The 17838-nt window shown below is 71.5% G+C and carries 17 protein-coding genes; 13 read left to right on the plus strand and 4 right to left on the minus strand.

The features are described 5' to 3' along the window. Positions 1–4 precede the first annotated feature (4 nt). The 6 genes from dxr (at position 5) to ACGFYY_RS27410 (ending at position 7268) form a co-directional block, all read left to right on the plus strand. A complete protein-coding gene (dxr, locus tag ACGFYY_RS27385) occupies positions 5–1258 on the plus strand; it encodes a 1-deoxy-D-xylulose-5-phosphate reductoisomerase (RefSeq protein WP_393713281.1) in 1254 nt (417 codons plus the stop codon). Beyond that, on the plus strand, positions 1255–2556 hold the full coding sequence (locus tag ACGFYY_RS27390; RefSeq protein WP_393713283.1) for a M50 family metallopeptidase: 1302 nt from the start codon (positions 1255–1257) through the stop codon (positions 2554–2556). The genes dxr and ACGFYY_RS27390 overlap by 4 nt, the downstream gene beginning before the upstream one ends. Positions 2557–2731: 175 nt before the next feature. Beyond that, positions 2732–3889 carry a flavodoxin-dependent (E)-4-hydroxy-3-methylbut-2-enyl-diphosphate synthase gene (gene ispG / locus ACGFYY_RS27395; RefSeq protein WP_030386345.1) on the plus strand — a complete coding sequence of 386 codons (1158 nt, stop codon included), beginning with the start codon at positions 2732–2734 and terminating at the stop codon, positions 3887–3889. Positions 3890–4043: 154 nt separating this feature from the next. Beyond that, positions 4044–4886 carry a GNAT family N-acetyltransferase gene (locus ACGFYY_RS27400; RefSeq protein WP_365264753.1) on the plus strand — a complete coding sequence of 281 codons (843 nt, stop codon included), beginning with the start codon at positions 4044–4046 and terminating at the stop codon, positions 4884–4886. Positions 4887–4985: 99 nt separating this feature from the next. Continuing rightward, complete coding sequence (locus ACGFYY_RS27405; protein ID WP_365264755.1) at positions 4986–5528, plus strand: GNAT family N-acetyltransferase; 543 nt, start codon at positions 4986–4988, stop codon at positions 5526–5528. Positions 5529–5570: 42 nt separating this feature from the next. Beyond that, entirely contained in the window at positions 5571–7268 is a 1698-nt protein-coding gene (locus ACGFYY_RS27410; protein WP_393713287.1) for a proline--tRNA ligase, read from the plus strand. Positions 7269–7479: 211 nt separating this feature from the next. On the opposite strand, the gene ACGFYY_RS27415 is transcribed toward ACGFYY_RS27410, so the two are convergent. The 4 genes from ACGFYY_RS27415 to ACGFYY_RS27430 are packed head-to-tail and all read right to left on the minus strand — an operon-like array spanning position 7480 to position 10410. Continuing rightward, positions 7480–8442, minus strand: coding sequence for a slipin family protein (locus tag ACGFYY_RS27415; RefSeq protein WP_393713290.1), 963 nt, complete (start codon positions 8440–8442; stop codon positions 7480–7482). A 42-nt stretch (positions 8443–8484) separates the two neighbouring features. Next, entirely contained in the window at positions 8485–9387 is a 903-nt protein-coding gene (locus tag ACGFYY_RS27420; RefSeq protein WP_393713293.1) for an aminoglycoside phosphotransferase family protein, read from the minus strand. A 16-nt stretch (positions 9388–9403) separates the two neighbouring features. Further along, the gene (locus ACGFYY_RS27425; RefSeq protein WP_393713296.1) at positions 9404–9871 is read right to left on the minus strand and encodes a ferritin-like domain-containing protein; all 468 of its coding nucleotides are present in this window, start codon (positions 9869–9871) and stop codon (positions 9404–9406) included. Continuing rightward, a complete protein-coding gene (locus tag ACGFYY_RS27430; RefSeq protein ID WP_393713298.1) occupies positions 9868–10410 on the minus strand; it encodes a hypothetical protein in 543 nt (180 codons plus the stop codon). The genes ACGFYY_RS27425 and ACGFYY_RS27430 overlap by 4 nt, the downstream gene beginning before the upstream one ends. Before the next feature lie 178 nt (positions 10411–10588). Here ACGFYY_RS27430 and rimP point away from each other — a divergent pair, with 178 nt between their 5' ends. From rimP to truB, 7 genes are all read left to right on the plus strand, one after another. Further along, positions 10589–11086, plus strand: a complete 498-nt coding sequence (rimP, locus tag ACGFYY_RS27435) for a ribosome maturation factor RimP (protein WP_365264767.1) — start codon at positions 10589–10591, stop codon at positions 11084–11086. A gap of 2 nt (positions 11087–11088) precedes the next feature. Further along, positions 11089–12099, plus strand: a complete 1011-nt coding sequence (gene nusA, locus ACGFYY_RS27440; protein ID WP_202199464.1) for a transcription termination factor NusA — start codon at positions 11089–11091, stop codon at positions 12097–12099. Between the two features lie 146 nt (positions 12100–12245). Then, on the plus strand, positions 12246–12539 hold the full coding sequence (locus ACGFYY_RS27445) for a YlxR family protein (protein ID WP_078913337.1): 294 nt from the start codon (positions 12246–12248) through the stop codon (positions 12537–12539). A 140-nt stretch (positions 12540–12679) separates the two neighbouring features. Then, positions 12680–15811: a translation initiation factor IF-2 gene (gene infB / locus ACGFYY_RS27450; RefSeq protein WP_393713302.1), complete on the plus strand. Its 3132-nt coding sequence runs from the start codon at positions 12680–12682 to the stop codon at positions 15809–15811. Between the two features lie 153 nt (positions 15812–15964). Then, a complete protein-coding gene (locus tag ACGFYY_RS27455; RefSeq protein WP_030651158.1) occupies positions 15965–16258 on the plus strand; it encodes a DUF503 domain-containing protein in 294 nt (97 codons plus the stop codon). A gap of 28 nt (positions 16259–16286) precedes the next feature. Then, positions 16287–16739 carry a 30S ribosome-binding factor RbfA gene (gene rbfA / locus ACGFYY_RS27460; protein ID WP_030766987.1) on the plus strand — a complete coding sequence of 151 codons (453 nt, stop codon included), beginning with the start codon at positions 16287–16289 and terminating at the stop codon, positions 16737–16739. Further along, the gene (truB, locus tag ACGFYY_RS27465) at positions 16736–17644 is read left to right on the plus strand and encodes a tRNA pseudouridine(55) synthase TruB (protein WP_365281205.1); all 909 of its coding nucleotides are present in this window, start codon (positions 16736–16738) and stop codon (positions 17642–17644) included. Before rbfA ends, truB begins: the two co-directional genes overlap by 4 nt. The last annotated feature ends 194 nt before the right edge of the window (positions 17645–17838 follow it).

The raw sequence follows: 17838 nt of genomic DNA on the forward strand, positions 1-17838 counted from the left end.
GGGCATGAGCGACCGCCCAGCCCCCCTCGCCGACCCGCACCTCCTCTTCGACCCCGCGGCCGGCCTCCGGGACATCGTCATCCTCGGGTCCACCGGGTCCATCGGGACCCAGGCCATCGACCTCGCCCTGCGCAACCCGGACCGGTTCAAGGTCACCGCGCTGTCCGCCGCCGGAGGGCGGGTGGAGCTGCTGGCCGAGCAGGCCCGGCAGCTGCGGGTCCGGGCCGTGGCCGTGGCCCGCGAGGACGTCGTACCGGCCCTGAAAGAGGCGCTGAGCGCCCGGTACGGCGCGTCCGAGCCGCTGCCCGAGATCCTGGCCGGACCGGACGCCGCGGCCGAACTCGCCGCCTCCGAATGCCACACCGTCCTCAACGGCATCACCGGTTCCATCGGCCTGGCGCCGACCCTCGCCGCGCTGCGGGCGGGCCGGACCCTGGCCCTGGCCAACAAGGAGTCGCTGATCGTCGGCGGCCCGCTGGTCAAGGCCCTCGCGAAGCCCGGCCAGATCATCCCCGTGGACTCCGAGCACGCCGCGCTCTTCCAGGCGCTCGCCGCCGGCACCCGGGCCGACGTCCGCAAGCTCGTGGTGACCGCCTCCGGCGGCCCCTTCCGCGGCCGCACCCGCGCCGAGCTGGCGAAGGTCACCGTCGAGGACGCCCTCGCCCACCCCACCTGGGCCATGGGCCCCGTGATCACCGTCAACTCCGCGACCCTGGTCAACAAGGGACTGGAGGTCATCGAGGCGCACCTGCTCTACGACATCCCCTTCGACCGCATCGAGGTCGTGGTCCATCCGCAGTCCTACGTGCACTCGATGGTGGAGTTCACCGACGGCTCCACGCTCGCCCAGGCCACCCCGCCGGACATGGGCGGCCCCATCGCGATCGGCCTCGGCTGGCCCCGACGGGTCCCCGACGCGGCCCCCGCCTTCGACTGGACCAAGGCATCCACCTGGGAGTTCTTCCCCCTGGACACCGAAGCCTTCCCGTCGGTGGGCCTCGCCCGGCACGTGGGCACCCTCGGCGGCACCGCCCCGGCCGTGTTCAACGCGGCCAACGAGGAGTGCGTGGAGGCATTCCTGGCAGGTCGGCTGCCGTTCACAGCAATCATGGATACGGTCTCTGCCGTGGTCGATGAGCACGGGACACCTGAGTCGGGAACCTCCCTGACGGTCCAGGACGTCCTAGAAGCGGAGGCCTGGGCCAGGGCCCGGGCGCGGGAGATGGCGGCACGGGCCGCCGCGGAGGCGCGCGCATGACACTACTGATGACGGTGCTCGGGGTCGTGGTCTTCGCGGTCGGCCTGCTGGTCTCCATCGCGTGGCACGAGCTGGGGCACCTCTCCACGGCCAAGATCTTCGGCATTCGCGTGCCGCAGTACATGGTGGGCTTCGGGCCGACCATCTGGTCGCGGAGGAAGGGCGAGACCGAGTACGGGATCAAGGCCATCCCCATGGGCGGCTACATCCGCATGATCGGGATGTTCCCTCCCGGCGAGGACGGCAAGGTCACCGCCCGCTCCACCTCGCCGTTCCGGTCGATGATCGAGGACGCGCGCTCGGCCGCGTACGAGGAGCTCCAGCCCGGGGACGACAACCGGCTCTTCTACACGCGCAAGCCGTGGAAGCGCGTCATCGTGATGTTCGCCGGACCGTTCATGAACCTCGTGCTGGCCGTGGCGATCTTCCTCACGACCCTGATGACCTTCGGGCTCAACACCCAGACCACCTCGGTCGCCACCGTCTCGGACTGCGTCATCCAGCAGAGCGAGAAGCGCGACAAGTGCGCCCCCGCCGACCCTGCCGCCCCCGCCAAGGCGGCCGGCCTGAAGGCGGGCGACAAGATCGTCGCCTTCAACGGCCGATCGGTCGGCGACTGGTCCGCCCTGCAGAAGGACATCCGCGCCACCGTCGGACCCGCCACGATCACCGTGGAGCGGGCCGGACAGCGGATGGACCTCAAAGCCAACCTGATCGAGAACAAGGTCGCCAAGACGGACGGCAGCGGCCGGTACGTCAAGGACGAGTACGTCACCGCCGGCTTCCTCGGTTTCGCCCCCGCCTCCGGCTACGTCCCGCAGTCCTTCGGCCAGTCCGTCGACCGCATGGGCGAGATGATGCAGGCCGGCGTGGAATCCCTGGTCGCCCTCCCCTCCAAGGTCCCGGACCTGTGGAACGCGGCCTTCAACGGGGCCGAGCGCAAGCAGGACAGCCCGATGGGCGTCGTCGGCGCGGCGCGGGTCAGCGGTGAGATCTTCACCCTCGACATCCCCGCCCAGCACCAGCTGGTCTTCTTCCTCAACCTGCTGGCCGGCTTCAACCTCTCGCTGTTCCTGTTCAACATGCTGCCGCTGCTCCCGCTCGACGGCGGGCACATCGCCGGCGCCCTGTGGGAATCGCTGCGGCGCGGCGTCGCGCGGATCTTCCGGCGCCCCGACCCCGGCCCGTTCGACGTGGCGAAGCTGATGCCCGTCGCGTACGTGGTCGCGGGCCTGTTCATCTGCTTCACCCTGCTGGTGATGGTCGCGGACGTGGTCAACCCGATCAAGATCACCTAGTTCGGTGGGGGCGCCACCCCCGCACCACGGGAGCCGGGCACGGATCGTGCCCGGCTCCCTACGTTCGGGTGGCGCACCCCTCGGATGCACGGGGCGCGCCGTGGTTGGCGTAATCTCGAAGCCTGGAGCCCGCCGATCTCGGGACCTTGATCCACACCTTGGGGTTGCACAGCAGATGACTGCCATCTCTCTCGGAATGCCGGCCGTACCGACGAAGCTTGCCGACCGCAGGGTCAGCCGCAAGATCCAGGTCGGCAAGGTGGCCGTCGGCGGCGACGCACAGATCTCCGTGCAGTCGATGACCACGACCAGGACCTCCGACATCGGGGCGACGCTCCAGCAGATCGCCGAGCTCACCGCCTCCGGCTGCGACATCGTCCGCGTGGCCTGCCCGACCCAGGACGACGCCGACGCGCTCGCCGTGATCGCCAAGAAGTCGCAGATCCCGGTCATCGCCGACATCCACTTCCAGCCGAAGTACGTGTTCGCCGCGATCGACGCCGGCTGCGCCGCGGTCCGGGTGAACCCGGGCAACATCAAGCAGTTCGACGACAAGGTCAAGGAGATCGCGAAGGCCGCGAACGAGACGCGCACCCCGATCCGCATCGGTGTGAACGCCGGCTCGCTCGACGCCCGCCTGCTCAAGAAGTACGGCAAGGCCACCCCCGAGGCGCTGGTCGAGTCCGCGCTGTGGGAGGCCTCCCTCTTCGAGGAGCACGGCTTCGGCGACATCAAGATCTCGGTCAAGCACAACGACCCGGTCGTCATGGTCAACGCCTACCGCCAGCTCGCCGCCGCCTGCGACTACCCGCTGCACCTGGGCGTCACCGAGGCCGGCCCCGCCTTCCAGGGCACCATCAAGTCCGCCGTCGCCTTCGGCGCCCTGCTCTCCGAGGGCATCGGCGACACCATCCGCGTCTCCCTCTCCGCCCCGCCGGCGGAGGAGGTCAAGGTCGGCATCCAGATCCTGGAGTCGCTGAACCTCAAGCCGCGCCGCCTGGAGATCGTCTCCTGCCCGTCCTGCGGCCGTGCCCAGGTCGACGTCTACAAGCTGGCCGAGGAGGTCACGGCGGGCCTGGAGGGCATGGAGGTCCCGCTGCGCGTCGCGGTCATGGGCTGCGTCGTCAACGGCCCGGGTGAGGCCCGTGAGGCCGACCTCGGTGTCGCCTCCGGCAACGGCAAGGGCCAGATCTTCGTGAAGGGCGAGGTCATCAAGACCGTCCCCGAGTCGAAGATCGTGGAGACCCTCATCGAAGAGGCCATGAAGATCGCCGAGCAGATGGAGAAGGACGGCGTGATGAGCGGCGAGCCCACCGTCGCCATCGGCGTCTGATCTCTCCGAGAGCTTCCGCCCCGTCAGTGGCCCCGGTGCCGTTCCCGCAGTTCGGGGGCGGGCCGGGGCTCTTTCGTCACCTCGGACGCGGCATCCCCGGGCGCCGCCGGGTACAGTGCGGAGATCAGTAGACCGGCATGGTGAGGCCCCAGTGTTGACGCAGACCACCACCCGGGTCCTTGAGCCCAGTGATCTCGACGCCGCGATGGAAATCCTCGGACGCGAGCCGGTCGAGAACGCCTTCGTCACCTCCCGGGTCCAGGTCGCCGGACTCGACCCGTGGCGCCTGGGCGGCGAGATGTGGGGCTGGTACGCCGACGGCGAGCTCCGCTCGCTCTGCTACGCGGGCGCCAATCTGGTCCCCGTCTGCGCCGGCCCCGACGCCGTACGCGCCTTCGCCGACCGGGCCCGCCGCACCGGCCGCCGCTGCTCCTCCATCGTCGGCCCCGCCGAGGCCACCCGACTGCTGTGGCAGCTCCTGGAGCCCAGCTGGGGCCCGGCCCGCGAGGTACGTTCCCACCAGCCGCTCATGATCATCGAGCGCCCGTCCACCACGGTCGAGGCCGACCCGCAGGTCCGCCGGATCCGCAAGGACGAGATGGAGCTGATCATGCCCGCCTGCGTGGCCATGTTCACCGAGGAGGTCGGCATCTCGCCGATGGCCGGCGACGGCGGACTGCTCTACCAGGCCCGCGTCGCCGAGCTCGTCGCCAGTGGCCGCTCCTTCGCCCGCGTCGACGACGGCAAGGTCGTCTTCAAGGCCGAGATCGGCGCCGCCACCGCCCACGCCTGCCAGATCCAGGGCGTCTGGGTGGACCCCGAGTTCCGCGGCCACGGCCACTCGGAGACCGGGATGGCCGCCGTCGTCGCCTACGCGCTGCGCGACGTGGCCCCCGTGGTCAGCCTCTACGTGAACGACTTCAACACCGCCGCCCGGGCGGCCTACCGCCGCGTCGGCTTCCGCGAGGTCGGCGCGTTCATGAGCGTGCTCTTCTGACACCCGGTCGCGGCCCGGGCCGCACCGGAGCCGAAAGGCGGGCCACGGACCCCGGCTACGGCATTCCGGCAGCCCCGTACCGCGAAGTAAGGTCGCCGCATGCTGCCTTCCGGAGTCCGAATCGCTCCCCTCGACCTCGCCGCCCGCGTGGACGAGGCCCTGCGCGTGCAGGCCGTCGCCTTCGGCCTCAGCGAGGAGGAGGTCGGCATCCGGCGCTACATCGTCCAGCGCCACATGACCTGTCGCGGCGCTCGTGCCCTCGGGGCGTTCGCCGAGGACGGTGCGCTCACCGGATTCGTCTACGGGATGCCGAACGACCGCACCCACTGGTGGTCCACCATCGTCGAGCCCTACCTGCGCGCCGGCGGCCACGAGGATTGGCTCGACGGCTCCTTCGTGATCACAGAGCTGCACGTCCACCCCGGCTTCCAGGGCCACGGCGTCGGCCGCGCCCTGATCACCGGCATCACCGACGACGCGGCCGAGCCCCGCTCGATCCTCTCCGCCATCGACACCGAGAGCCCCGCACGCGGCCTCTACCGCGCCCTCGGCTACAGCGACCTCGCCCGCCAGGTCCACTTCCCGAGCGCGAGCCTGCCGTACGCGGTCATGGGCGCCACCCTGCCGCTGACCAGGCGCTGAAACCGGTACCGCGGGCCACCGGGCCCCCGGTAATCTCCCGACATGTCTACGCACCACGTACAGCGCATGTCCCGCCTCATGGCCAAGACCCTCCGCGAGGACCCGGCCGACGCCGAAACCCTCAGCCACCGGCTCCTGGTCCGCGCCGGCTACGTCCGGCGCAGCTCCGCCGGGGTGTGGACGTGGCTGCCGCTCGGCAAGCGGGTCCTGGACAACGTCTCGCGCGTCGTCCGGGAGGAGATGGACGCGATCGGCGCCCAGGAGGTGCTGCTCCCGGCCCTGCTGCCGAAGGAGCCGTACGAGGTCAGCGGACGCTGGTCGGAGTACGGGGACCTGCTGTTCCGGCTCAAGGACCGCAAGGGCGCCGACTACCTGCTCGGGCCCACCCACGAGGAGATCTTCACCCTCGTCGTGAAGGACCAGTGCACCTCCTACAAGGACCTGCCGGTCATGCTGTACCAGATCCAGACCAAGTACCGCGACGAGGCGCGGCCCCGGTCCGGAGTGCTGCGCGGGCGCGAGTTCCAGATGAAGGACTCCTACTCCTTCGACGTGTCCGACGAGGGGCTCGAGGAGTCCTACCGGCTCCACCGCGAGGCGTACGTCCGCATCTTCGAGCGGCTCGGCCTGGACCACCGGATCGTGTCGGCCGTCTCGGGGGCGATGGGCGGCTCCGCGTCGGAGGAGTTCCTGGCCCCGGCCGAGGCCGGCGAGGACACCTTCGTGGACTGCCCGTCGTGCGACTACGCGGCGAACACGGAGGCCGTGACCTTCGCCCTCGCCCCGGTGTCGGCCCAGCACCCGGAACCGGAGGAGGTCGACACCCCGGACACCCCGACGATCGAGACCCTGGCCGCACACCTGGGCGTACCCGCCTCCGCGACACTGAAGAACCTCTTGGTCAAGGTCGACGGCGAGATCACGGCCGTGGGCGTGCCGGGGGACCGCGAGGTGGACCTCGGCAAGCTGGGCGAGCACCTGGCCCCGGCGGTGGTGGAGCTGGTGACGGCCGAGGACTTCGAGGGCCGCCCCGACCTGGTACGCGGCTACGTCGGCCCGCAGGGCCTGGACAAGGTCCGCTACCTCGCCGACCCCCGTGTCGCGCCCGGCACCGCATGGGTGACGGGGGCCAACCGGGCGGACACGCACGCCCGGAACGTGGTCTGCGGGCGGGACTTCGAGGTGGACCGGTACCTGGACGTGGTGGTCGTGGAGCCGGGCGACCCCTGCCCGTCCTGCGGGGCGGGGCTGAAGCTCGACCGGGCGATCGAGATCGGGCACATCTTCCAGCTGGGCCGCAAGTACGCGGACGCCTTCGGGCTGGACGTCCTCGGCCGCGAGGGCAAGCCGGTCCGGGTCACGATGGGCTCGTACGGCATCGGCGTCTCCCGCGCGGTGGCGGCGCTCGCCGAGCAGACGGCGGACGAACGCGGTCTGTGCTGGCCCGCGGCGGTGGCCCCGGCCGACGTCCACGTGGTGGCGGCGGGCAAGGCGGTGCCGCTCGCGCTTGCCGAGGAGGCGGCGACGGCCCTGGCCGCGGCGGGCCGGCGGGTGCTGCTGGACGACCGGCCGGGCCTGTCGCCCGGCGTGAAGCTCACGGACGCCGAACTGATCGGCGTGCCGTGGATCCTGGTGGCCGGCCGCCGCTCCGCCGACGGGGTCGTCGAACTCCAGCACCGTGCGTCGGGCACCCGCGAGGAACTTCCGCTGGCGGAAGCCCTCGCCCGCCTGACCCGGTAGCCCGGCCGAGCCCCGGCTTCCTCCCCGGGCTCCGCCCCGGACCCCGCGCCTCGAACGCCGGCGGGGGCGGACCTGCCCGGCCGGATCGGCACGGAGCCGGCCGGCTGGGTTGCGCGACCGCGATCTCGGCCCCGCCGGCGATTGAGGCGCGGGTCCGGGCGGAGCCCGGGGAACGGGCGAAGAGCGGGTCGGGGACGGCCCCGCGCAGCGGCTACTCGCGCAGCCCGTCCCGCTCCTCCTGCGGCGGCGGCGCGTCCAGCATCAGCCCGTCCGCCGAGCCGTCGAGCGCATCCGGAGCGAGGGCTCCGTCGAGCGCGTCCGGGGCGGAGGATCCAGGGACCTCGGCCGGCCCGGGGCCTTCGGAAGCCGGGCCGGCCGAGGCCGGTTCCTCCCGCGCGGGTGCGGCCGCCGGCGGAGGGACCGCGCGCTCGAGGAAGCGCAGCAGCTCCACCGGGAAGGGCAGCACCAGCGTGGAGTTCTTCTCGGCGGCGACCGCCACGATCGTGTGCAGCAGGCGCAACTGCAGCGCCGCCGGCTGCTCCGACATGACCTCCGCCGCCTCGGCGAGCTTGTGCGAGGCCTGCAGCTCCGCGTCCGCGTTGATCACGCGCGCCCGGCGCTCCCGGTCCGCCTCCGCCTGCCGGGCCATCGACCGCTTCATCGTCTCCGGCAGCGAGACGTCCTTGATCTCGACCCGGTCGATCTGCACGCCCCAGCCGACCGCCGGGCTGTCGATCATCAGCTCCAGCCCCTGGTTGAGCATCTCCCGGTTGGACAGCAGATCGTCCAGGTCGGACTTGCCGATGATCGACCGCAGTGAGGTCTGCGCCATCTGCGAGACGGCGAAGCGGTAGTCCTCCACCGCCACGATCGCGCTCGCCGGATCGACGACCTTGAAGTACACGACCGCGTCCACCCGCACCGTGACGTTGTCCCGGGTGATGCCCTCCTGGGCGGGCACCGGCAGCGTCACGATCTGCATGTTGACCTTGCGGAGCCGTTCCACGAACGGAACGATCGTCGTGAAGCCCGGCCCGCGGACCTCCTCGCGCAGCCTGCCGAAGCGGAAGACCAGGCCCCGCTCGTACTGTTTCACCACCCGGGCCGCGGCGCCCACGTAGACCACGGCGGCCACCCCGGTGGCGATCGCCGCTGTCAGCAGTTCTTCGACCATGACGGCCCCCTGCCGGACATACCTCGATATCTACGGTATGCCCTACAACCAGGCCGCGAACTCCAGCAGCAGTTCCGCGTCCCTGCGCCGCCCCGCGGCCAACGCGCGGTTGCCCGACTCGACCGCCCGGAACAGGGTCCAGCCCCGCAGCCGCTCCCGGTCCACCTCCAGCGCGTCCGCCAGCTTGTTCACCCGGCGCCGGGCCCCCGCGGCCCCCGCCGAGGAGGCCACCTGGTCCTCCAGTCGGTCCCGGACCAACCGCGCCAGGTCGTACGCCCGCTCGCCGACGAGCGGATCCGGGCCCACCGTCAGCCACGGGGCCCGCTCACCCGCCAGCACCTTGCCCTGCCGGAAGTTCCCGTGCAGCAGCAGCTCCTCCGGCGGGGCCGCCACCAGCTCCGCCCGCATCGCCAGCGCCGCGTCCGCCAACGCCCGGGTCTCCGTCGGGGCCGCCCGCAGGGCCTGCGACTGCCACTCGGTGCGCTCCGCCACCGTCTCCCACCCGTGGCCGGCCGGGGGCGCCACCCAGAGCCTGCGCAGCGTGCCGCTCGCCTCCAGCAGGGCCTTCGCCTCCGGCAGCGACCGCAGCGACACCTCCGGGTGCAGCCGCTCCAGCAGCAGCGCCCCGTCGTCGTCGTGATGCCGGGTGTCGAGGACCCGTACGGCCCCGAAACCGCCCCAGTGTGCCAGCGCGGCCAGCTCCCGGTCGGGCCGGGCGTGCGGGGGCGCCAGTTTCAGCGCTGCCGGGGTCCCGTCGGCGTACGTGACGAGGACCACCAGGCTGCTGCGGCCACCCGGGGCCTGCACCCGACGGGCCGCCACCCCGCGCCGGGACAGCGCGGCCTCGGTGAGTCGGGGCAACTGCCCCAGCCAGTCCGTGTCCTGCGCCGTCTCCGGCATCTCGCCGAGCGCCCGTACAAGCCGCTGCGGCGGTTCGAAAGCCATGCGTGCGTGGTCCCTTTCAGCTGTGCTGGGCCCGTTGCGCCTCGTCAGCGCGTTCCGTGAGCCCAGGGAAGGCTACGCCGACACCACGCCAGCGTGCCGCGCGCACTGCCGCCGCGCTCAGCGCGTCGGCCGCCTCACGACGCAGCGGACCCTCCGCGGCACGCACCAGATCGGAGTACGCGCCGGCCACCCGGTCCTCGATCTCGGCGGCCAACCGCTCGGCTTCGGCCGGCGTGCGCACCTCGAAGGGCAGGGCGTACGCGGCCTCCGCGGGCCGGGGCGCGCCGCCCAGCTCCCGCACGGTCCGGGCCAGCGCGTCACGCCGCGCGAGGTGGCCGCCGTACGACTCGCGGGCCTGCGCCGCACGGGCACCGGTGGACCGGGCGCCGATCACCCCGTAGCCGTACGCGGCCGCGTGCTCGGCGGCGAGCGCGGCCTGGGCGGCCTCCAGGGCCCGGCCGGCGGGGGAGGGTTCGGGCTTCACGAGGTGGCTCCGGGGTTCGAGGTCAGCAGGTACGCGTGGACGGCGCCGCAGGCGGCGACCGAGGCCAGCAGCCGGGCCAGCTCGCCGGGGGCCCCGGCCAGGTCGATGGTCCGGGACTCGGACAGGCCGCGCTCGGCGTCCGCGAGCTCGGTCAGCGCCTCCTCGGGCTTCGGCGGCACCGGCGCGCCGCTCGCCGCGGGCGCGGCCGCCCCCGTACCGCCGGACGGGGACGGGGAGGGGGACGGCGGGGCCGCCGGATCGAGGGACAGGGCCGTGGTGTGGGCGGCGACGGCGGCCCGCAGCGGAGCGAGCCGCGCGGCCAGGGTCGGGTGGGCGGCCGCGGTGGCGTCGTAACGTTCCAGCAGCCGCCTGCTGTCACGGACGGCCGTCTCCCGCATCCGCCGTTCGAGTGGAACCGTGACGGCGGCGTCGGAGGCTCGGCCGTCCGAGCACCCGGTCAGCAGTGCGGCGCCGGCCGCTCCGGCCGCACCGGCGAGCAGGCTCCTGCGCGAGGGTCTCGAAGGCTGGGTCCAGGACACGGCGAGTCCTCCGGGTGACGACGGGGCTGATGGCGGGACTGCCGGACGGGCAGGGTGTGATCACGGTACCCGGGGCCCTGTCCACAGGGCGGACGGCAACACCCTCCGACACCGGATACCCTTTGACCTGACACACGACGGAAACCACAACAGCACACGCGGCCGAGGAGTCACCCGGATGAGCACCACCCAGAGCGACAGGCTGCGCGGACTGCTGGAGCCGCTCGTCGCCGCCAAGGGCCTGGACCTCGAAGAGATCGAGATGTCGCGGGCGGGCAAGCGCCGGATGCTGCGGATCATCGTGGACTCCGACGAGGGCGTGGAGCTGGACGCGTGTGCCGAGCTGAGTCGCGAGGTCTCCGACAAGCTCGACGAAACCGATGTGATGGGTGAGGACGAGTACGTCCTCGAAGTGAGCTCGCCGGGCGCCGACCGCCCGCTGACCGAGCACCGTCACTACGTACGGGCGATCGGCCGTCTCGTGAAGTTCCAGCTCACCGAGGGCGGGGAACTGATCGCCCGCATCCTCGAAGTCGACGACGAGGGCCTGGACCTCGAAGTCCCGGGCGTGAAGGGCCGCAAGGCGACCGCCCGGCGTATCGCATTCACCGACATCGCCAAGGCGCGTGTCGAGATCGAGTTCAACCGCAAGGACAAGAAGGAAGAGGAGGCGTAGCCGTGGACATCGACATGAGTGCCCTGCGGGGTCTGGTCCGGGAGAAGGAGATCTCCTTCGACCTGCTCGTCGAGGCGATCGAGTCGGCCCTCCTCATCGCGTACCACCGGACCGAGGGGAGCTTCCGCCGCGCTCGCGTCGTGCTGGACCGCACCAACGGTCACGTGGTCGTGTGGGCGACGGAAGACCCGAGGGATCTCGAAGAGGGCCAGGAGCCCAAGGAGTTCGACGACACGCCGTCGGACTTCGGCCGGATCGCCGCGACGACCGCCAAGCAGGTGATCCTGCAGCGTCTGCGCGACGCCGAGGACGACCTGACCTTCGGCGAGTTCGCCGGCCGTGAGGGCGACGTCATCACCGGCGTCGTCCAGCAGGGCAAGGACCCCAAGAACGTCCTCGTCGACATCGGCAAGCTGGAGGCCATCCTGCCGGTGCAGGAGCAGGTCCCCGGCGAGGAGTACACGCACGGGCTGCGCCTGAAGGCGTACGTCGTACGGGTGGCGAAGGGTGTCCGCGGTCCGTCCGTGACGCTCTCGCGCACCCACCCCAACCTGGTGAAGAAGCTCTTCTCGCTGGAGGTCCCGGAGATCGCCGACGGAAGCGTCGAGATCTCGGCGATCGCCCGTGAGGCCGGTCACCGCACCAAGATCGCCGTACGGTCCACCCGTTCGGGCCTCAACCCGAAGGGCGCCTGCATCGGCCCGATGGGCAGCCGCGTACGCAACGTGATGGCCGAACTGCACGGCGAGAAGATCGACATCGTCGACTGGTCGGACGACCCGGCGGAGATGGTCGCGAACGCGCTGTCACCCGCCCGGGTGAGCAAGGTCGAGGTCGTCGACTGGGACTCCCGGTCCGCCCGGGTGACCGTGCCGGACTACCAGCTGTCGCTGGCCATCGGCAAGGAGGGCCAGAACGCCCGCCTCGCCGCGCGGCTCACCGGCTGGCGCATCGACATCCGTCCCGACACCGAGGTGTCCCCGGACACCGACCGGGACCGGGACGGGGAATAAACCGGTACCGTCCGGGCTTGCCGGGACGGTAGACAGGGTGCACGTGCCGCCGCTCGGGCGGCGGTTACAAGACAACACAACAGCCGTTCGATCTTTCCCCCGCGACTTGTCGGGAGAGAGGTCGGTGCGGGGAGGTAGACTTAGGCGTGTCTGGCCGGACGCAAGCCCGCGCATGCCCCGAACGCACCTGTGTGGGGTGTCGGGAGCGAGCGGCCAAGAACGATCTGCTGCGCGTCGTGGCGGACGGGGACGCCTGCGTCCCCGATCCCCGCGGCACGAGGCCGGGCCGGGGTGCGTACGTGCACCCCGCCGTGGTCTGCCTCGACCAGGCGATTCGCCGTCGGGCGTTCCCCCGGGCCCTTAGGTCCGCCGGAGCACTCGACACGGAGAGCCTGCGCAAAGCCGTGGCCGGTGAGGCCGGGCACACCGTAAAGAAGTAGTACGGCACGGATAACCGTGCGGTCAGGTACCTCGCGAGTTGGAAGTAGGTCGAGATTGCGATGAGCACTCGATGAGTACGCGATGAGTACGCCCATGAAGTAGCGACGGTCCGGCGTAACCCGGACCTAAAAGGAGCGAAGTGGCTAAGGTCCGGGTATACGAACTCGCCAAGGAGTTCGGAGTTGAGAGCAAGGTCGTCATGGCCAAGCTCCAGGAACTCGGTGAGTTCGTCCGTTCGGCGTCCTCGACGATCGAGGCGCCGGTTGTACGCAAGTTGACCGACGCGCTGCAGGGCCCCGGCGGTAACGCCGGCAAGTCCGCCGCGAAGCCGGGTGCGCCTCGCAAGGCCGCCCCCGCCAAGCCCGGGGCTCCCACCCCGGGTGCCGCCGCACGTCCCGCTGCGCCGAAGCCCGGCGCACCGGCCCCCAAGCCGGTCGTCGCGGAGGCTCCGGCCGCTGCGGCGCCCGCACCGGTGACTCCGGCCGCCCCCGGCCCGCGTCCCGGCCCGAAGGCTCCGGCCGCCCCGAAGCCCGCTCCGGCGGCGCCCGTGGCGACCGAGTTCTCCGCGCCTCCGGCGGCCCCGGCCGCCCCGGCGCGCACCGAGCGTCCCGCCGCCGCTCCCGGCCCCCGTCCGGCGCAGCAGCGTCCGGCCCAGGGTCAGGGTGGCCAGGCCCGTCCCGGCGCCCCGCGTCCGGCCGGCGCCACTCCCGGTGCCCAGTCGCAGCGTCCCGCCGGAGCCCCCGGCTCCCAGGCGCCGCGTCCGCAGGGTGCCCGTCCGGCGGGTCCCCGCCCGGGCAACAACCCCTTCACCTCCGGCGGCTCCACCGGCATGGCGCGCCCCCAGGCGCCCCGTCCGGCCGGCGCGCCCCGTCCCGGTGCCCCCGGCGCCGGTGGCGGCCAGGGTGCTCCCCGCCCGCAGGGTGGTCCCGGCGGCGCTCCGCGTCCGCAGGGTCCCGGCGGCGCCCGTCCGACCCCGGGCGGCATGCCGCGTCCGCAGGGCGGCGGCGCCCCGCGTCCCGGTGGTGCTCCCGGTGGTAACCGTCCGAACCCGGGCATGATGCCGCAGCGTCCCGCTGCCGGTGGTCCCGGTCCCCGTCCCGGTGGCGGCCCCGGTGGCCGTGGTCCCGGTGCGGGTGGCGCAGGTCGTCCCGGCGGTGCCGGTCGTCCCGCGGGCGGCGGCTTCGCCGGTCGTCCGGCCGGTCCGGGCTCGCGTCCCGGCGGCGGTGGCGGCTTCGGTGGCCCGCGTCCCGGTGGCGGCGGCTTCGGCGGCGGTCCGGCCGGTGCCGGTGGCGGCGGTCGTCCCGGCTTCGGTGGTCGTCCCGGCGGTCCCGGTGCCCGTGGTGGCACGCAGGGTGCCTTCGGTCGTCCCGGTGGTCCGGCCCGTCGTGGTCGCAAGTCCAAGCGTCAGAGGCGCCAGGAGTACGAGGCCATGCAGGCCCCGTCCGTCGGCGGCGTGATGCTGCCGCGCGGTGGCGGCGAGACCGTGCGCCTGTCGCGCGGTGCCTCCCTCACCGACTTCGCGGAGAAGATCAACGCCAACCCGGCGTCGCTCGTCGCCGTGATGATGAACCTCGGCGAGATGGTCACCGCCACGCAGTCCGTCTCCGACGAGACGCTCGAGATGCTGGCCGGCGAGATGAACTACGTCGTCCAGATCGTCAGCCCGGAGGAAGAGGACCGCGAGCTCCTCGAGGGCTTCGACATCGAGTTCGGCGAGGACGAGGGCGGCGAGGAGTTCCTGCTCCCGCGTCCGCCGGTCGTCACCGTCATGGGTCACGTCGACCACGGTAAGACCCGCCTTCTCGACGCCATCCGCAAGACGAACGTCGTCGCGGGCGAGGCCGGTGGCATCACCCAGGGCATCGGTGCCTACCAGGTCTCCACCGAGGTCAACGACGAAGAGCGCAAGATCACCTTCATCGACACCCCGGGTCACGAGGCGTTCACCGCCATGCGTGCCCGTGGTGCGAAGTCGACCGACATCGCGATCCTCGTGGTCGCGGCCAACGACGGCGTCATGCCGCAGACGATCGAGGCGCTCAACCACGCCAAGGCCGCCGGCGTCCCGATCGTCGTCGCGGTCAACAAGATCGACGTCGAGGGTGCCGACCCGGTCAAGGTGCGCGGTCAGCTCACCGAGTTCGGTCTGGTCGCCGAGGAGTACGGCGGCGACACGATGTTCGTCGACATCTCCGCCAAGCAGGGTCTGCACATCGACTCCCTGCTGGAGGCCGTCGTCCTCACCGCCGACGCCTCGCTCGACCTGCGCGCCAACCCGGAGCAGGACGCTCAGGGTATTGCGATCGAGTCCCACCTCGACCGTGGCCGCGGTGCCGTCGCCACCGTCCTCGTCCAGCGCGGTACCCTCCGCGTCGGCGACACGATGGTCGTGGGCGACGCCTACGGCCGCGTGCGCGCCATGCTCGACGACAAGGGCAACAACATCGAGGAAGCGGGTCCCGCGACCCCCGTCCTGGTCCTGGGTCTCACCAACGTCCCCGGCGCCGGCGACAACTTCCTCGTCGTCGACGAGGACCGCACCGCCCGTCAGATCGCCGAGAAGCGTGCTGCGCGTGAGCGCAACGCCAACTTCGCCAAGCGCGTCCGCCGGGTGTCCCTGGAAGACCTCGACTCGGTCCTCAAGGCCGGTCTCGTCCAGGAACTCAACCTCATCATCAAGGGCGACTCGTCCGGTGCGGTCGAGGCTCTCGAGTCCTCGCTGCTCCAGCTCGACGTCGGCGAAGAGGTCGACATCCGCGTCCTGCACCGTGGTGTGGGTGCGGTCACCGAATCGGACATCTCGCTGGCGATGGGCTCCGACGCCATCGTCATCGGTTACAACGTCCGTGCCGTCGGCCGCGCCGCGCAGATGGCGGACCGCGAGGGTGTCGACGTCCGCTACTACTCGGTGATCTACCAGGCCATCGAGGAGATCGAGGCGGCCCTGAAGGGTCTCCTCAAGCCCGAGTACGAAGAGGTCGAGCTCGGTACGGCGGAGGTCCGCGAGGTCTTCCGTTCGTCCAAGCTGGGCAACATCGCCGGTGTCCTCATCCGGTCCGGCGAGGTCAAGCGCAACACCAAGGCGCGGCTCCTGCGCGATGGCAAGGTCATCGCCGAGAACCTCACCATCTCCGGTCTGCGCCGCTTCAAGGACGACGTCACCGAGATTCGCGAAGGCTTCGAGGGTGGTATCAACCTCGGCAGCTACAACGACATCAAGATCGACGACGTCATCGCGACGTACGAGATGCGCGAGAAGCCCCGCGCGTAAGCGCGAGGCGGTTCGCACCGTGTCGTAACGCCGGGGCCGGTCGACGGAATATCCGTCGATCGGCCCCGGCCGTTGCGTGTACGGTTCTGGTGACCCTGCCGAGCGACGGCCGGCAGGCCACCGAACCCGCACCGGCGGGATATCCGGAACTGCATGTACGTGGGGACTCTGTCCTTCGATCTGCTCCTCGGCGACGTCCACTCGCTGAAGGAGAAACGCTCCGTGGTCCGGCCCATCGTGGCCGAACTCCAACGAAAGTTCTCCGTGAGCGCGGCTGAAGTGGGCGACCAGGACCTGCACCGCAGGGCCCGTATAGGGGTCGCCCTGGTGAGTGGGGACGCGGGGTTCCTCTCGGACGTACTGGACCGCTGCGAGCGGCTGGTCGCGGCGCGTCCGGAAGTGGAGCTGCTGTCCGTACGACGGCGCCTCCACGGTGATGAAGACTGATAGCAAGACATAAGAAGGAGACGGACCAGTGGCCGACAATGCGCGGGCGAAGAAGCTGGCGGACCTCATCCGGGAGGTGGTGGCCGAGAAGCTGCTCCGCGGTGTCAAGGACCCCCGCCTCGGTACGCACGTGACCATCACGGACACCCGGGTCACCGGCGACCTGCGGGAGGCCACGGTCTTCTACACGGTCTACGGGGACGACGAGGACCGGGCCAGCGCGGCGGCGGGTCTGGAGAGCGCCAAGGGCGTACTGCGTTCCGCGGTCGGCCGGGCGGCGGGCACCAAGTTCACGCCCACCCTGACCTTCGTCGCGGACGCCCTCCCGGAGAACGCCAAGACCATCGAGGACCTCCTCGACAAGGCGCGCTCCTCCGACGCCCAGGTGCGCGAGGTGTCCTCCGGCGCCCAGTACGCCGGCGACGCCGACCCGTACAAGAAGCCGGGCGACGACGAGGACGAGGACGCAGCCGCGGAATGAGCACCAACGCAGGGAAGACTCCGGACGGCCTTGTCATCGTCGACAAGCCGTCCGGCTTCACTTCGCACGACGTGGTCGCCAAGATGCGCGGGATCGCCAAGACCCGTCGCGTCGGCCACGCCGGCACGCTCGACCCGATGGCGACCGGCGTGCTGGTCCTGGGCGTGGAGAAGGCCACCAAGCTGCTCGGCCACCTCGCGCTCACGGAGAAGGAGTACCTCGGCACGATCCGCCTGGGCCAGGACACCCTGACGGACGACGCCGAGGGCGAGATCACCTCCTCCACGGACGCCACCGGGGTCACCCGGGAAGCCGTGGACGAGGGGATCGCCAAGCTGTCCGGCGAGATCATGCAGGTCCCGTCCAAGGTCAGCGCCATCAAGATCAAGGGCGTGCGCTCCTACAAGCGCGCCCGCGACGGCGAGGACTTCGAGATCCCGGCCCGACCGGTCACGATCTCCTCCTTCCAGGTGTACGACATGCGCGAGGCGGCGGCCGAGGACGGCACCAAGGTCGTCGACCTCGTCGTCTCCGTGGTCTGCTCCAGCGGTACGTACATCCGGGCCCTCGCCCGCGACCTCGGCGCCGACCTCGGCGTCGGCGGACACCTGACCGCGCTGCGCCGCACGCGGGTGGGCCCGTACAAGCTCGACAAGGCGCGGACCCTGGACCAGCTCCAGGAGGAGCTGACCGTCATGCCCATCGGCGAGGCGGCCGCCGCGGCCTTCCCACGCTGGGACCTGGACGCCCGGCGCGCGTCGCTGCTCGCCAACGGCGTGCGGATCGACATGCCGGAGGCGTACGAGGCCGGCCGCACCGTCGCGGTCTTCGGGCCGCAGGGGCAGCTGCTCGGACTCGTCGAGAACAAGAACGGCAAGGCCAAGTCCCTCGCGGTCTTCGCCTGATCGTTGACGTGGAGCGGTGAGCGCACAGGTGCTGCCGCTCACCGCTCCACGACCCCCCTCGGGTAGGTCTCTATCCACCCGGACCCCTGTATTCACCCGTCCGAGCAGGCGCTCGGAGTGAATGGAGGGAGCGTAAGGGGGCGCTTTCGCCTCGCGTGCTTTTCCCGCTGATCTTCACCTGCCTACCGTCGTGA

It is taken from the genome of Streptomyces sp. NPDC048331, from assembly GCF_043201215.1.
Classification (GTDB): domain Bacteria; phylum Actinomycetota; class Actinomycetes; order Streptomycetales; family Streptomycetaceae; genus Streptomyces.

What these genes read in the sequence shown, in the direction of transcription:
- ACGFYY_RS27410 (WP_393713287.1), top strand. Translation starts at nt 5,571, where the DNA reads ATGTCTACGCACCACGTACAGCGCATGTCCCGCCTCATGGCCAAGACC.
- ACGFYY_RS27405 (WP_365264755.1), top strand. Translation starts at nt 4,986, where the DNA reads ATGCTGCCTTCCGGAGTCCGAATCGCTCCCCTCGACCTCGCCGCCCGC.
- truB (WP_365281205.1), top strand. Translation starts at nt 16,736, where the DNA reads ATGAGCACCAACGCAGGGAAGACTCCGGACGGCCTTGTCATCGTCGAC.
- ispG (WP_030386345.1), top strand. Translation starts at nt 2,732, where the DNA reads ATGACTGCCATCTCTCTCGGAATGCCGGCCGTACCGACGAAGCTTGCC.
- rimP (WP_365264767.1), top strand. Translation starts at nt 10,589, where the DNA reads ATGAGCACCACCCAGAGCGACAGGCTGCGCGGACTGCTGGAGCCGCTC.
- ACGFYY_RS27455 (WP_030651158.1), top strand. Translation starts at nt 15,965, where the DNA reads ATGTACGTGGGGACTCTGTCCTTCGATCTGCTCCTCGGCGACGTCCAC.
- ACGFYY_RS27420 (WP_393713293.1), bottom strand. Translation starts at nt 9,387, where the DNA reads ATGGCTTTCGAACCGCCGCAGCGGCTTGTACGGGCGCTCGGCGAGATG.
- ACGFYY_RS27415 (WP_393713290.1), bottom strand. Translation starts at nt 8,442, where the DNA reads ATGGTCGAAGAACTGCTGACAGCGGCGATCGCCACCGGGGTGGCCGCC.
- ACGFYY_RS27390 (WP_393713283.1), top strand. Translation starts at nt 1,255, where the DNA reads ATGACACTACTGATGACGGTGCTCGGGGTCGTGGTCTTCGCGGTCGGC.
- dxr (WP_393713281.1), top strand. Translation starts at nt 5, where the DNA reads ATGAGCGACCGCCCAGCCCCCCTCGCCGACCCGCACCTCCTCTTCGAC.